Source organism: Gemmatimonadaceae bacterium (genome assembly GCA_019637355.1).
Classification (GTDB): domain Bacteria; phylum Gemmatimonadota; class Gemmatimonadetes; order Gemmatimonadales; family Gemmatimonadaceae; genus Pseudogemmatithrix.
Genome location: JAHBVT010000001.1, coordinates 2203119 through 2216818, shown reverse-complemented (window position 1 = coordinate 2216818; position 13700 = coordinate 2203119). Strand labels below are relative to the sequence as shown.

The 13700-nt window shown below is 67.8% G+C and carries 7 protein-coding genes; 4 read left to right on the top strand and 3 right to left on the bottom strand.

Annotated elements, in window-relative coordinates; translation table 11 throughout:
- Window positions 1–2: 2 nt before the first annotated feature.
- Together rpoC and KF689_10160 are read left to right on the top strand one after the other, a co-directional pair.
- Window positions 3–4325 (top strand): DNA-directed RNA polymerase subunit beta', encoded by a 4323-nt coding sequence (gene rpoC, locus KF689_10165; protein ID MBX3133736.1) that lies wholly within the window; start codon window positions 3–5, stop codon window positions 4323–4325.
- A gap of 225 nt (window positions 4326–4550) precedes the next feature.
- Window positions 4551–5240 (top strand): hypothetical protein, encoded by a 690-nt coding sequence (locus tag KF689_10160; GenBank protein MBX3133735.1) that lies wholly within the window; start codon window positions 4551–4553, stop codon window positions 5238–5240.
- Window positions 5241–5278: 38 nt separating this feature from the next.
- Here KF689_10160 and KF689_10155 read toward each other — a convergent pair whose 3' ends face one another.
- On the bottom strand, window positions 5279–9319 hold the full coding sequence (locus KF689_10155; GenBank protein ID MBX3133734.1) for a PAS domain S-box protein: 4041 nt from the start codon (window positions 9317–9319) through the stop codon (window positions 5279–5281).
- Between the two features lie 91 nt (window positions 9320–9410).
- Between KF689_10155 and KF689_10150 the strand changes: the two genes are divergently transcribed.
- Entirely contained in the window at window positions 9411–10709 is a 1299-nt protein-coding gene (locus KF689_10150; GenBank protein MBX3133733.1) for an MFS transporter, read from the top strand.
- 17 nt (window positions 10710–10726) lie between these two features.
- On the opposite strand, the gene KF689_10145 is transcribed toward KF689_10150, so the two are convergent.
- Window positions 10727–11272, bottom strand: coding sequence for a DsrE family protein (locus KF689_10145; GenBank protein ID MBX3133732.1), 546 nt, complete (start codon window positions 11270–11272; stop codon window positions 10727–10729).
- A gap of 93 nt (window positions 11273–11365) precedes the next feature.
- Between KF689_10145 and KF689_10140 the strand changes: the two genes are divergently transcribed.
- Complete coding sequence (locus KF689_10140) at window positions 11366–12622, top strand: sodium:proton antiporter (GenBank protein MBX3133731.1); 1257 nt, start codon at window positions 11366–11368, stop codon at window positions 12620–12622.
- Here the strand turns inward: KF689_10140 and KF689_10135 are convergent.
- Complete coding sequence (locus KF689_10135; GenBank protein ID MBX3133730.1) at window positions 12600–13691, bottom strand: SMP-30/gluconolactonase/LRE family protein; 1092 nt, start codon at window positions 13689–13691, stop codon at window positions 12600–12602. The two genes, KF689_10140 and KF689_10135, sit on opposite strands and share 23 nt — an antisense overlap.
- Window positions 13692–13700: the final 9 nt, after the last annotated feature.

Below are 13700 nucleotides of genomic sequence, written 5' to 3'. Positions count from 1 at the left end.
CGATGATTGATTTCCGTAGCGTCCGCGAGAAGAGCGCGTCGGCGTTCGACTATATCCAGGTCCGCATCGCCTCGCCCGAGGAGATCCGCGGCCCCCGGGACCCCAAGGAGCGCGAGCGGCTGGAGATGGCCGGCCTGCGGTCGTGGTGGTCGTGGGGTGAGGTGACCAAGCCCGAGACGATCAACTATCGCTCGTTCAAGCCGGAGAAGGATGGCCTGTTCTGCGAGAAGATCTTCGGCCCGGTGAAGGACTGGGAGTGCCACTGCGGCAAGTACAAGCGGATCCGCTATCGCGGCGTGATCTGCGACCGTTGCGGCGTGGAAGTGACGCTGAGCAAGGTGCGTCGCGACCGGATGGGCCACATCGAGCTGGCCGTGCCGGTGGCGCACATCTGGTTCTTCAAGACCCTGCCGAGCCCGATGGGCAACCTGCTCGACCTCACGCTGCGTGAGCTCGAGAAGGTGATCTACTACAGCAACTACGTGGTGATCGACCCGGGGGCGCAGGAGGTCAAGATGAACGACCTCCTGGACGAGGAGCAGTACCTCCAGTTGCGGATGAAGGCCAAGGAAGAGGGCGACAGCGCCTTCAAGGCCGACATCGGCGCGCCGGCGGTGCGCGAGCTCCTGCAGCGCCTCGACGTGGACAAGGTGGCCGAGGAACTCCGCGCCCAGGTGGTGGTGGAGACCTCGCAGCACAAGAAGAAGGCGCAGCTCAAGCGCCTGAAGATCGTCGACGCGTTCCGGAACTCCGGTGACCACTCGGGCCTGCGCAACAAGCCGGAGTGGATGATTATGGACGTCGTGCCGGTGATCCCGCCCGACCTGCGGCCGCTGGTGCCGCTGGACGGCGGGCGCTTCGCCACGTCGGACCTCAACGACCTGTACCGTCGCGTCATCAACCGCAACAACCGTCTCACTAAGCTCATCTCGCACCGGGCGCCGGAAGTCATCCTGCGCAACGAGAAGCGAATGCTGCAGGAGGCGGTGGACGCGCTGTTCGACAACGGGCGCCGCTCCAAGGCGATCCGCGGCCGCGGCAAGCGTCCGCTGAAGTCGCTGTCGGATATGCTCAAGGGCAAGCAGGGCCGGTTCCGCCAGAACCTGCTCGGCAAGCGCGTGGACTACTCGGGCCGCTCGGTGATCGTGGTGGGTCCGGAGCTCAAGCTGCACCAGTGCGGCCTGCCCAAGGCGATGGCGCTGGAGCTGTTCAAGCCGTTCATCATCCACAAGCTGGTGGAGAAGGGCATCGCGGAGACGGTGAAGCGCGCCAAGAAGATCGTGGAGCGCGAGTCCTCCGAGGTGTTCGAGATCCTCGAAGAGATTATCCGCGACCATCCGGTGCTGCTCAACCGCGCACCGACGCTGCACCGCCTCGGCATCCAGGCCTTCGAGCCGGTGCTGGTGGAAGGCAAGGCCATCCGCATCCACCCGCTCGTCTGCGCGGCGTTCAACGCCGACTTCGACGGTGACCAGATGGCTGTGCACGTGCCGCTCTCGTACGAGGCGCAGCTGGAAGCGCGCGTGCTGATGCTGTCGAGCAACAACATCCTCAAGCCGTCGGACGGTCGTCCGGTGGCGGAGCCGTCGCAGGACATCGTGCTGGGCTGCTACTTCGCGACGAAGGCGCCGGCCGGGTTCGACGCACTGCTCAAGGACGAGAAGGCGCAGCAGAAGCTGCGTTCGTTCGGTTCGTCGGCCGAGGTCGAGATGGCGCTGGCCCTGCACCAGATCCACGTGCAGTCGCCGGTGCGGTACCTGGCGCGCAGCGCCGAGGGCGGGACGGCGTGGGTGACCACGACGGCCGGCCGCGTGCTCTTCGACGGGATCGTGCCGTCGGCGCTGCCGTTCCAGAACCACGATATGAAGAAGAAGAAGCTCGGCGAGCTGGTCTTCGAGTCGTACCGCAAGGCAGGGCTCTCCGAGACGGTGCAGTTCCTGGACCGCCTGAAGGAGTTCGGCTTCCGGAACGCGACCCGTGGCGGCGTGTCGATCGCGATCGAGGACCTCGAGATCCCGGCGGAGAAGGAGACGCTGCTCGAGGAGGCCGCGGCGCGCGTGACGCGGTTCCAGAAGGCCTACCAGACGGGCAACATCACGAACGGCGAACGCTACAACAAGGTCATCGACACCTGGACGCACGCCAACAACGACATCGCCGACGCGATGGTCAAGCGGATGCGCGAGTCGCAGGGCGGGTTCAACCCGGTGTTCATGATGTTCGACTCCGGCTCGCGTGGTAGCCGCGACCAGATCCGCCAGCTGGCGGGTATGCGCGGCCTGATGGCGAAGCCGCAGAAGAAGCTCACCGGCGGCATCGGCGAGATCATCGAGAACCCGATCAAGTCGAACTTCCGTGAAGGCCTCTCGGTGCTCGAGTACTTCTCGTCCACGCACGGCGCCCGCAAGGGCCTGGCCGACACGGCGCTCAAGACGGCCGACGCCGGCTACCTGACGCGTCGTCTCTGCGACGTGGCCCAGGACGTGGTGGTGACCGAGGAGGATTGCGGCACGGTGATGGGGCTGGAGATCGGCGCGCTGAAGGAAGGCGAGGACATCATCGAGCCGTTGGCGGAGCGCATCGTCGGGACGGTGGCGGCGGACGACATCGTCGATCCGCAGCTGCTGGACGAGGCGGGGCGCCCGCAGCTGCTGGTCGAGGCCGGCCATATGATCCTCGAGGAAGTCGCGCAGCAGATCGAGGAGGCGGGCATCGAGACGGTGAAGATCCGCTCGGTGCTCACCTGCGAGGCCAAGCGCGGCCTCTGCCGGATGTGCTACGGCCGCAACCTGGCCACGATGCAGATGGTGGACCTGGGCGAGGCCGTGGGCATCATTTCGGCGCAGTCCATCGGCGAGCCGGGCACGCAGCTGACGCTGCGCACGTTCCACATCGGCGGTACGGCGGCCCGCATCGCGGAGCAGACGGCGCGCAAGTCGAAGGTGGCGGGCGTGGTGGTGTTCGGCGAGCGGCTCGTGCACGTGACGAATCCCGAGGGCCAGGAGATCGTGACGTCGTACGAGGGCGAGCTGTTCATCCGCGCGACGCGGGACAAGAACGCGCCGGTGATGGCCCGCTTGCAGGTGCCGCTGGGCGCCATCCTGACCGTCACCGACGGGCAGGACGTGAAGAAGGAAGACACGATCTTCACCTGGGACCCGTACACGAACCCGATCATCGCGGACGTGTCCGGCACGGTGAAGTTCGTCGACCTCGTGGAGGAGGAGACGGTGTCGGAGGAGCTCGACGAGCTCACCGGCCTGCGCCAGCGCGTGGTCATCGAAGACCGCGAGAAGAAGCTGCACCCGCACATCGAGATCTGGCAGACGAAGGGCGGCAAGGAGAAGAAGGTCCGCGACTTCGTGATCCCGGTGGGCGCACAGCTGATCATCGAGGACGGCGCCGACGTGGCGGCCGGCCAGACGATCGCCAAGATCTCCCGCGAGGCCTACAAGACCCGCGACATCACGGGCGGCCTGCCGCGCGTGGCGGAGCTCTTCGAAGCCCGCAAGCCGAAGGACCCGGCGACGATCTCCGAGATCGACGGCGTCGTGCGCTTCGGCGACATCAAGCGCGGCAAGCGCGAGATTTTCGTGCAGCCGATCGACTCCAGCGGTTCGCTGGACGAGACGCAGCAGCCGCAGCTGTACGAAGTGGCGTCGGGCAAGCACCTGCGCGTGCACGAGGGCGACCGCGTGCGCGCCGGCGACCGCCTCTCCGAGGGCCCGGTGAACCCGCACGACATCCTGCGGATCAAGGGCCCGCGCGCGGTGCAGGAGTACCTCCTGAACGAAGTGCAGGAGGTGTATCGCCTGCAGGGCGTGAAGATCAACGACAAGCACATCGGCGTGATCGTGCGCCAGATGCTGCAGAAGGTGCGCATCGCCGAGTCGGGGGACACCGAGTTCCTCGAGGGCGAGCACGTGGACAAGGCGGCGTTCCGGGAAGCCAACGACAAGGCCAAGAAGAAGAAGCAGCGGCCGGCCTCGTCGGAGCCCTTGCTCCTCGGCATCACCAAGGCGTCGCTCACCACGCAGTCGTTCATCTCGGCGGCGAGCTTCCAGGAGACGACGCGCGTGCTGACCGATGCCGCCATCCGGGGCGCCAAGGACAACCTCCTCGGCCTCAAGGAGAACATCATCATCGGCCACCTGATCCCCGCCGGCACCGGGATGTACCGGTACTCGGACGTGGATATGGACATCGAGCCGCCGCCGATGCCGGCGCCGGAATTCGGTGGCTTCGGGGCGTTGCCGGAGGAGTTCCTCGCGGCGCCTGCCGAGGCGGATGCATCGCTGTTGGCTCCGATTCCCGACGAGGAGTAGGCTGGGAGCCGGGAGATGGGAGGTGGGAGGTGGGTGACGGCAGGTAGGTGGGTGACGGCAGGTAGGTGGGAGACGGGAGATGGTTGGGAGAGGGGAGAAGGCCGGGAGACGTTTCCCGCCATCTCCCCTCTTTCTGTCTTCTCCCGTTCCCCGTCTTTCTGCCTTCACCCTCCTCCCGCCTCCCCTCTCCCGCCCGGCCGCGAGGCAGGCTACTTTCGCCCACCTATGGCCATCTACCTCGGCGAACGTCCGCGCGACAGCTCCGCCCGCGGCATTGTCGCGATGAACGCCGCCATCGTGGGATGGGCGGTGTTGAGCGGGGAGGGGCTACTCCTCCTGATGTGGCCGTACTGGATTCAAAGCGTGGTCATCGGCTACTACAACGTACGCCGGATGCAGAAGCTGCAGGTGTTCCTCACCGACGGCGTGGAGTTCAACGGGTCGCCCGTGCAGCCGACGCCGGGCACGCGCCAGCAGATGTGGGTGTTCTTCACGGCCCACTACGGTTTCTTCCACCTCGGGTACTTCGTGTTCCTGATGGCGTTCTCATCATCGGGGATGATGGACGGGACCGTGCCCATCACGAACACCGAGACGGGCGCGGTGATGCTGATGGCGGTGGGGCGGGTGCGGCCTCTAGACAGCATTTGGTTCGTCGCGGCGTTTGTCGGCTTTATGGTCAGCCACGGGGCCTCGCACCGGGAGCACGTGGAGGCGGACCTGCGCAACGCCCCCAACATCGGGACGCTGATGTTCCTGCCCTACCTGCGGGTGATCCCGATGCACATCACGATCATCATCGGGGCGGTGCTGGGCGGCGGGATGGCGGGGGTGCTGCTGTTCGGGGCGCTCAAGACCGTGGCGGACGTGGCGATGCACAAGGTCGAGCACCGGATGCTTCAGGGACCGCGCTGACCCCGAGGGTGTGGTTGGAGGGTGCGCGAACTCAAGGACTAGACATCGAGCACGCGCCGCACCTCGGCGGCGAGCTCGCGGACGCCGTAGGGCTTGGCGATGAAGTTCCAGTCGTCTTGCGGACGGAAGCGGTCCGAGACCACGTCCGCCGAGTATCCGGACGTGAACAACATCTTGAGGGCCGGGTGCGTCGCCGCGAGCCGTTGCGCGAGCTCGATGCCAGTCATTCCCGGCATCACGAGGTCGGTCATCACGAGGTGCAGCGGCCCCGTGTGCCGCTCCAGCAGGGACAGGGCATCCGGTCCGGAGGCGGCTTCCAGCACGGTGTAGCCTTCGCGCTCAAGCACGCGACGGGCGACGAGACGGATCGACTCCTCGTCCTCGACGACGAGGATGGTTTCCTCGCCGCGCCGGGCGCGCCCTGACGAAGCACTGGTCACCTCGGGCGGCGCTTCCGCCGTGATCGGGAGGTAGATCCTGAAGGTGGTCCCGTGCCCCGGTTCGGAGTACACCCACACGCTGCCGCCAGACTGTTTGACGATCCCGTAGACGGTCGAGAGGCCGAGTCCCGTGCCGCGGCCCACCGCCTTTGTGGTGAAGAAGGGGTCGAAGATCTTGGCCTGGGTGGCCTTGTCCATCCCGACGCCGGTATCGGAGACGCTCAGCACGGCGTAGGTCCCCTTCGACATTCCCTCTCGGCGCGCGGCGTGTTCGCCGTCCACGTCGGCGATGCCGGTGCCAATGATGAGCGTCCCGCCGGCGGGCATCGCGTCGCGAGCGTTGACGCAGAGGTTCATCAACACCTGCTCGAGCTGGCCGGCATCGGCGATGATGGATGGCACGTCGCGACCGAGCTTGAGCTCCACGCGAACGTCCTCACCGATGACGCGACTGAGCATCTTGAGGAACGTCGAGACGACATCATTGAGGTCGAGAACCTCGCGCTTGAGCACCTGCTGGCGGCTGAAGGCGAGAAGCTGCCGGGTGAGCGCGGCGGCGCGCTCGGCGGCGGAGCGGATCTCGAGGAGGTCGTGCCGCTGGGCCGTGTCGTCGGCCGTCTCGGCGAGCGCGAGGTCGGTGGTGGCGGTGATGACCGTGAGCAGGTTGTTGAAGTCGTGGGCCACGCCGCCGGCGAGGCGTCCGACGGATTCCATCTTCTGGGCGCGGGTGAGTTGCTGCTGCAGGTCCTCTCGTTCGGAGTCGAAGCGGAGTCGATCGGAGACGTCGCGGGCGATGCCGAGGACCAACTGCCGCCCGCCGCTCTCGATGAGTGACAGCGCGACCTCGACGGGGATCTCGGAGCCGTCCTTGCGACGGTGCAGGGTATTGCGAACGATGCCACCGGCGGCCTTGATGTTCGTCGCGACGGCGCGGAAGCCGCCGCGGCTGCCGAAGTCGACGACCACGTCCGAGGGACCGATCTTCCGCATCTCGTCGGCGGTGTAGCCCAGCTGTTGCAACGCCGCCTCGTTGAAGTCCACGAAGCGGCCGGTCGCGAGGTCGGCGATGAAGATGGCGTCGGAGTGGCGTTCGATGGTCTGGCGGAAGAGCAGGAGCTGCTCTCGCTGCCGGGCCATCGTGGCGCGATTGCGCAGCACGGCAATACCGAAGGAGAGGTCGCGGGCCAACGCTTCGAGCAGGGTGAGTTCTTCGGCATCAAAGGCGTCGGGCTCGCCAGCGTAGATGGTCAGGGCGCCGATGACATCGTTGCCGACCTGGAGCGGGATGGAGACGGAGCTCTGGGAGCCGCGCTCGTCGCCGGCCGTCGCCATTTGCCGGCCACCGCCGGCGGTGTCGCGCGGCCGCTCGCCGATCCACGCCATCCGGTAGCCTCCCTCGCGCACGAGGCTCTCGCAGGCGACCTCGAGCAACTCGGGTTCCTGTTCGGCGCGGACGATGGCTTGATTGATGGCGCTGCGGACCCGCAGCACGCGGTCAGCGCGGTGCAGGGCCTGCTCGGCCAGCACCGAGCGTGTGATGTCGGTGATGGCACCAGTCATCCGCAGTGGACGCCCGTCGGCGTCGCGCTGGATGTCGGCGCGGGTGCGGATCCAACGTGGCCCCTGGGACTCGTCGCGGAGACGCAACTCGATGTCGTAGGGGATGCCCGCGTCGATGTTGTTGCGCACGGCCTCGCGCTGGCGTGGCACGTCGTCGGGATGGATGAGTTCGAGGAACTCATCTTCGGTGTTGACGGGGACCTCGGGCCCGATTCCGACGATTGCCCGCCAGCGGTCGGAGACGTACGCGAGCCCGGTGACGAGGTCGAGCTCCCAGAGGCCGTCGGTGGTGCCGCGCATCGCGCGGGCGTAGCGCTCCTCGCTGGACCGGACGTCGGCCATCGAGGCCTCACGGGCTGCGATGAGATCGAGCTCGAGGTTGCTGCGGACAAGGTCTCGGCGGTACCACATCGCGTACACGACGGCTGCGGTGCCGAGCAGGAAGATGAGTGTGAAGGAGGTCGCGCGCAGGGCGGCGGTGAGAACGGGGACGCGGATTTCGCTGGCATCCACCTTGGACGACAGGATCCACGGCGTCCCTGCCACTCGGCGGACATTGGCCCGGACGGGGACACCGCGGTAGTCATTCCCGGCGAAAATGCCGGGTCCCGCGCGCAGGGTTGCGGAGACGACGAGGCTGGTATCGGTGTCGATGTGTACGGCCCGGAACCGTGCGCCGGGATCGCTTCGCGGCTTCGACACGATGCGCAGCGAGTCGCCGTCCTGGCGCCAGAGGAGGAACTCCCCGGTGCGGTAGTGTGCCGGCGGTTCGGTGACAATCTGGTCGAGCCCATCATCGGCGTGGATCAGGAGCGCCAGCCAGGCGCCCGGTGCCCGGAGGCCCGCCCGTGCGTCCTGTGCGATGGGCGCCCATATCGTCATCTGCGGCAGGCCATCCAGGTTCTGCAGGCCATCGATGATCAACGTGTCGGTGGCCGGCAGGGCGCGCACCCGCCGTCCGAGGGCTGCGGAACCACCGCGATTCCCATCGACCGCGACGCGCAGCACCTCCCGTCCATCCGCAGCGAACAGCGTCACTGACTCGTAGTCGTTGTCCTCGAGGATGTGCGTGAGCCATCGACGCACGGCCTCGCGGCGACCTGGTGACGCGGCGGGCGAGGCATCCTGCAGCAGTTCGGCGGTGCGCAGGGGTGCGCGGCTGAGCGCTGTGGCGGTGGTGCGGTGCGAGGCATACCAGTGGGTGAGCTCGCGGGCCTTGAGGTCGCCGATGGCCTCCAGCGTCGCGGCTGTGCGTTCTTCCGACCGGCGACGTTCGCCCGAGTACCAGAAGAAGCCGGAACTGACGACGAGGGCGCTGAGCAGTAGCGCCAGCCACGCAAAGCCGCCGCGGGTCGGCAAGACGCCGAGCTGCTTGGCTGGCAGGAACAGGCGGATCGGCCAGATGTCGGGGCCGGTGAGCAACAGCGCTGCGATGGCGATGGCGAAGATCAGCAGCGCGGTCGGCGCGGCGACCGGGATAATGCCATAGCCACCGTACATCAGCGGTGCGCCCAAGAGATAGCCTTGGATCAGAAGCACGCAGGCCCCCACCACGAGCGTCAGCGCGATGGCTTCGGCTTGCCGGCGCCCGGGGCTGCGCCGCATCAGGAGGGTGCCGGCGAGAAGGACGTACAGCCCAGCCGTGTAGCGTGAGACGCGGCCAATCGCGATGCCGTCGCGTACTTCGGTGGTGCCGGCAAGCCAGCTCTCGAGCGCGAGATCGTAGCCGTTGAGCTGCGCCCAGACGCAGGCAATGGCAAATGCGAGCGCCCCGCCGACCAACGCACCGTATCCGGCGCTGTCTCTGTCGTCGACTGCTCGGCCTGCACGGATCAGCAGGGCTACGGAGAGCAGGAGGCCAATTACGCCGGTACCCGGTGCCGTCGGTACCTGGCTCGCGCCGAAGGTGAGCAACTCGCCGAGGCCGGCGGGCCAGGCCAGCACGGCTGCGGTGGAGGCGAGCGCCGTCCCGATCGCAAGGACGCGCGCGTGCCTCCTCAGCCCACGTTCGACCTGGGTCGTCGTGGCGGACTCCGGGGCGGGGGGCGCGGCGGTGCTCAGCGGTGGCTCCTGTCGCATCAAGGGAGTATCGGCCATTATCGCCCCGTTCCCTACTCCGCGATAGGGCGACCGCTGGCGCACGCCACGGCCGCCCCCCCACATTCTCCGGATGACGAACCCACCGCGAGTCATCCCGAAGCGCGCCGTCTGGTCCTGGATCACCTACGACCTCGCCAACACCATCTTCTCGATGGGCGTGGTTTCGCTGTACTTCTCGCTCTGGGTGCGTGACCAGGTCGGCGCCGAGCGGGCCGACACCGTGTACGGCATCATCACGGCCATCTCGATGGGCATCATCTTCGTGCTGTCGCCGCTGCTCGGTTCGATGACCGACCGCGCGGCCCGCCGGATGCCGTTCTTGATCGTCAGCACGCTGATCTGCGTGGGCCTCACGGCGCTCATCGCCCGCAGCGGCTACTGGGTGACGATGCTGGCGTTCGTCCTGGCCAATGCGGCGTACCAAGCCGGCCTGCAGTTCTACGACGCGCTGCTCCCCGAGGTGACCACGGAGGAGAACCGCGGGCGCATCTCCGGCATCGGCGTGGGTGTGGGCTACTTGGGCTCGTACTTCGCGGTGGGCATCGGCTTCCTGCCGCAGTCGGCGGACAAGCCGTTCCTGTTCACGGCCATCGCCGTGGCCTTCCTCGTGCTCAGCATTCCCTGCTTCGTGTTCGTGAAGGAGCGCGGCAACCCGAACCCACGGCCGGTGTTCAGCCTGGCGATGATCGCCGAGTCCACGCGCGAGACGATCCGCACGCTGCGCAGCGGGCAGGAGTATCCGGGGCTGATCCGATTTCTCGTGGGCCGCGTGTTCTACACGGATGCCATCAACACCGTGATCAGCATTATGACGCTGTACACGGTGAACGTGGCCGTGGCGTCGGGCCTGAGCACGCCGGAGGGCGAGGGCAAGGCGCGCCTCATTATGCTCTCGGCCATCTCGTTCGCCGTGCTCGGCGGCTTTATGTGGGGGTATCTAGTGGACCGGGTCGGCCCAAAGCGCACGCTGGACTACGTGCTCTGGCTGTGGGTGGCGACGTTCACGCTGGCGGCGGCGGTGGGCCTACTGGGGCTGGACTGGAAGATGCTGTTCCTGGTGGCGTCGATGGCCGGGGTGGCCCTCGGCGGTATCTGGAGCGCCGACCGGCCGTATATGCTGCGCCTGACGCCGCCGCACCGCATCGGCGAGTTCTACGGCCTGTATGGGATGGTCGGGCGCTTCAGCGCCATCACCGGCCCGGTGATCTGGGCGGCCGTGGCCTGGGTCTGCATCGGTCAGCTCGGGATGTCCCCTGCCAAAGGGCAAGGGGTGGGCGTGTTGGTGCTGCTCAGCTTCATCTTCATTGCGCGCTGGATCATCGCGCCGGTGACGGACGAGCGGCGCGACTGGGGCAGGCCGCCGGCCTGAGCCGGCGGCGCCCGGCGCTACGGCGCCGGGGGAATGACCTGGTAGCCCTGGGCGCTGAGGATGGCGTTGGCGCTGGTGGCCGTGGTCGCGACCTTCACGAAGGGCAGCAGCTGGCCGCGTGGGACGTCGCGGCTGATGAGCGCCTCCCCGCAGACGATGATCTGCACGCCGGCCTCGTGGAGGGCCGTGAGCAGCGCGATGCTGCCGTTATCGGCACCGGTCCGCGCCCGATATGTGGCGTTGTTGAGCAGCGATTGCGTGGCGGTGCCGTGCACGATGATGGCCAGCTTGATGTTGCTGCGCGGCACGCCGTTGGACTCGATGAGGCGCAGGAACTGCGCCGGCCAGCGAAACCCAGGGGCGATGCCGCCGGCCGCTTCCGGCCCGACGGTCACGTGCCAGGCGCGGCGGTAGGTGAGGTCGGCCGGGGCGCGGAAGTCGGGGTCGGTCACCGCGGGCGTGCCACCGATCTGGCGGATGAGGGCTTCGCCGGTCTGCGCGGCGAGGGCGATGGGCGAGGCGACGACGATCGCGGCGAACGCGAGGCGGACGAACAAGCGCATTGCTGGAGTTCCTGTGGAGAGGGTCTGACGAAAGCTACGCCTCCGCGGGCCCGGCCGCTCGCGCCGGAGCGCCAGCCGCGCTAGCGTTCCCCGATGCTCGAACTCATCACGACCCTCCTCGTGCTCACGGCGGCCCTCGCGTACGTCAACGTACGCTGGATCAAGCTGCCGCCGGCCATCGGCCTGCTCGCCACCGCACTGGTGAGCGCCCTGCTCCTCAAGGTCGCGGCTCTCTTCGGACTGGTGGATCTCGCCCCCGTCGTGCGCGCCATCGAGGAGATCGATTTCCGCGACACGCTGCTGGACGTGATGCTGGCGCCGCTGCTCTTTGCCGCGGCACTGCACGTGGACTGGAACGCGCTGCGTTCGCAGGCCGTGCCGGTGCTCACGCTCGCGAGCGTGGGACTCGTGCTCGCCGCCGGGATGCTGACGGCCGCCTTGATGGGCGTAGGCGCGCTGCTGGGCTTCGAGGTGCCGTTCCTCTGGGCCCTCGCCTTTGGCGCGCTGATTGCGCCGACGGACCCGATCGCGGTCGGGGCGCTGCTCAAGAAGGCCGGCGTGCCGAAGGAGTTGCAGATGGCCATCACCGGCGAGTCGCTGTTCAACGACGGCTTCGGTGTGGTGCTCTTCCTCGGCGTGTCGGCGGCTATCCTCAAGGGTGCGCCGCCGAGCCTCGGCGAGGTGGGGCACCTGCTGGTGTTCGAGGTGGCCGGCGGCCTGTTGCTGGGCTTCGCGCTCGGTGCGCTGGCGGTCGCGGCGCTGCGTCACGTAGACAACTACCAGGTGGAGATCCTCTTCACGCTGGCGTTGGTCTTCGGCGGCTATCTCTTAGCGCGGATGCTGCACGTCTCGGGCGTGCTCGGGATGGTGATCGCCGGCCTGATGCTCGGGCAGCAGGGTCGCTCGCTGGCACTCTCGGAGCGCACGCAGCGGCGACTCGATGAGTTCTGGGAGTTGGTGGACGAGTTCCTGAACGCCGCGCTGTTCGTGCTGATCGGCGTCGAGGTACTGGTGCTCGATATGGACCCCCGCGCGCTGATGCTGGGTGCGGCGCTCATTCCAATCGGTCTGCTGGCGCGCTTTGCGGCCGTTGCGCTGCCGCTCATTCCGTTGCAATCGCGCCTCGGCTGGCCTGTCGGCGGATTCCGTCTGCTCACCTGGGCGGGCGTCCGCGGAGGAATCAGCATCGCGCTGGCCTTGGCGTTGCCGGCGGGGCCCATCCGCAGCACGCTGCTGACTGTCGCCTATGTGATTGTCTGCTTCTCGGTGCTCGTGCAGGGCCTGACGATGGAGCGTGTGGCGCAGAGCTTGATCGGCCCCGAGGGACTCAAGGCGCCGCCGGCCAGTTGAGCCGCGCCGCCGTCGGGGCGCTGAGGCTGCCGAGCCACAGCGTACCCGGCGACTCCAGCACCGAGGTGAGTGCCGGGAGCTTGCCGGATGGATCCTGCAGGTCCGCGACGACGCGCCAGCTGGAATCGATGGCGATGACGTGCCCGTAGTTGACCGGACCCGGCCGCACGAAGCGCGGCAGGCGCAGGAGCATCGAGCGGAACATCGGCTTGTCGGACATCCAGTCGGCCAGACGGTTCCGCGGCGAGACCAGCGCGATCCAGTACCGGCCATCGAGGCCGCGCGTGATGTTGTCCGGGAAGCCCGGCAGGTCGGTGACCACCGCCTGCATCGCGCCGCGAGCCACGCCTTCGCGCTCGATGCGCAGCACGCGGTAGTTGCCCATCTCGTTTACGAGCAGCCCGCTGCCGTCGTGCGTCACCGCAATCCCGTTGGGGAAGACCAGCCCGGCGGCGAGCACGCTCGTCTGCCCGGTGCTGGGGTCGTACTCGATCACACGGCCGGTGCCGCGGTGCTCGACCACCTCGTAGATACTCGCGTCCAGCGCGTTGTACTTGGGCCAGAAGAACTTGGTCGAGGCGTCGGTGAAGTACACGCGGCCGTCGGGCGCGACGTCGAGGTCGTCCGCGAGGCGGATGGGGGATCCGCCCGCCGCCGTGGCCATCAGCAGCACGGCGCCGCTCGGCGAGACGGAGAGCAGTCCCCGGTGCGCGTCGGCGACCCAGAGCGTGCCGTCGTGATCGAAGGCCATTCCCAGCGGACGGCCCTCGGTGTTGGCCCAGCGCTGTGGGTTGCCGCCAGCGGAGTCGAGCCGGACGATCCAGCCGCCGTACGTCGCGAGGTACAAGCGGCCCTCTGCGTCTCGGGCGATGGCTTCCGGTCCGGCGTCCTCTCCGATCTCCACGAGCTGCATCGCCGAGAGACGGGTGTTGGCTTCGAAGACTCCGGTGTAGCCCGGGTTGCTCGGGGCTTCCCAGGCCACCGGCTTGATCGGCACCGGCGCGAAGAACATATGGAGCACAGCCAGCACGCCAAAGACGGCGGCAGCGATCTGAAGGCGTCGGCGCATCGGAGAAAT

Coding starts and splice junctions, on each gene's coding strand:
- KF689_10140 (MBX3133731.1), top strand. CDS start 11,366: ATGCTCGAACTCATCACGACCCTCCTCGTGCTCACGGCGGCCCTCGCG.
- KF689_10145 (MBX3133732.1), bottom strand. CDS start 11,272: ATGCGCTTGTTCGTCCGCCTCGCGTTCGCCGCGATCGTCGTCGCCTCG.
- KF689_10135 (MBX3133730.1), bottom strand. CDS start 13,691: ATGCGCCGACGCCTTCAGATCGCTGCCGCCGTCTTTGGCGTGCTGGCT.
- KF689_10155 (MBX3133734.1), bottom strand. CDS start 9,319: ATGCGACAGGAGCCACCGCTGAGCACCGCCGCGCCCCCCGCCCCGGAG.
- rpoC (MBX3133736.1), top strand. CDS start 3: ATGATTGATTTCCGTAGCGTCCGCGAGAAGAGCGCGTCGGCGTTCGAC.
- KF689_10160 (MBX3133735.1), top strand. CDS start 4,551: ATGGCCATCTACCTCGGCGAACGTCCGCGCGACAGCTCCGCCCGCGGC.
- KF689_10150 (MBX3133733.1), top strand. CDS start 9,411: ATGACGAACCCACCGCGAGTCATCCCGAAGCGCGCCGTCTGGTCCTGG.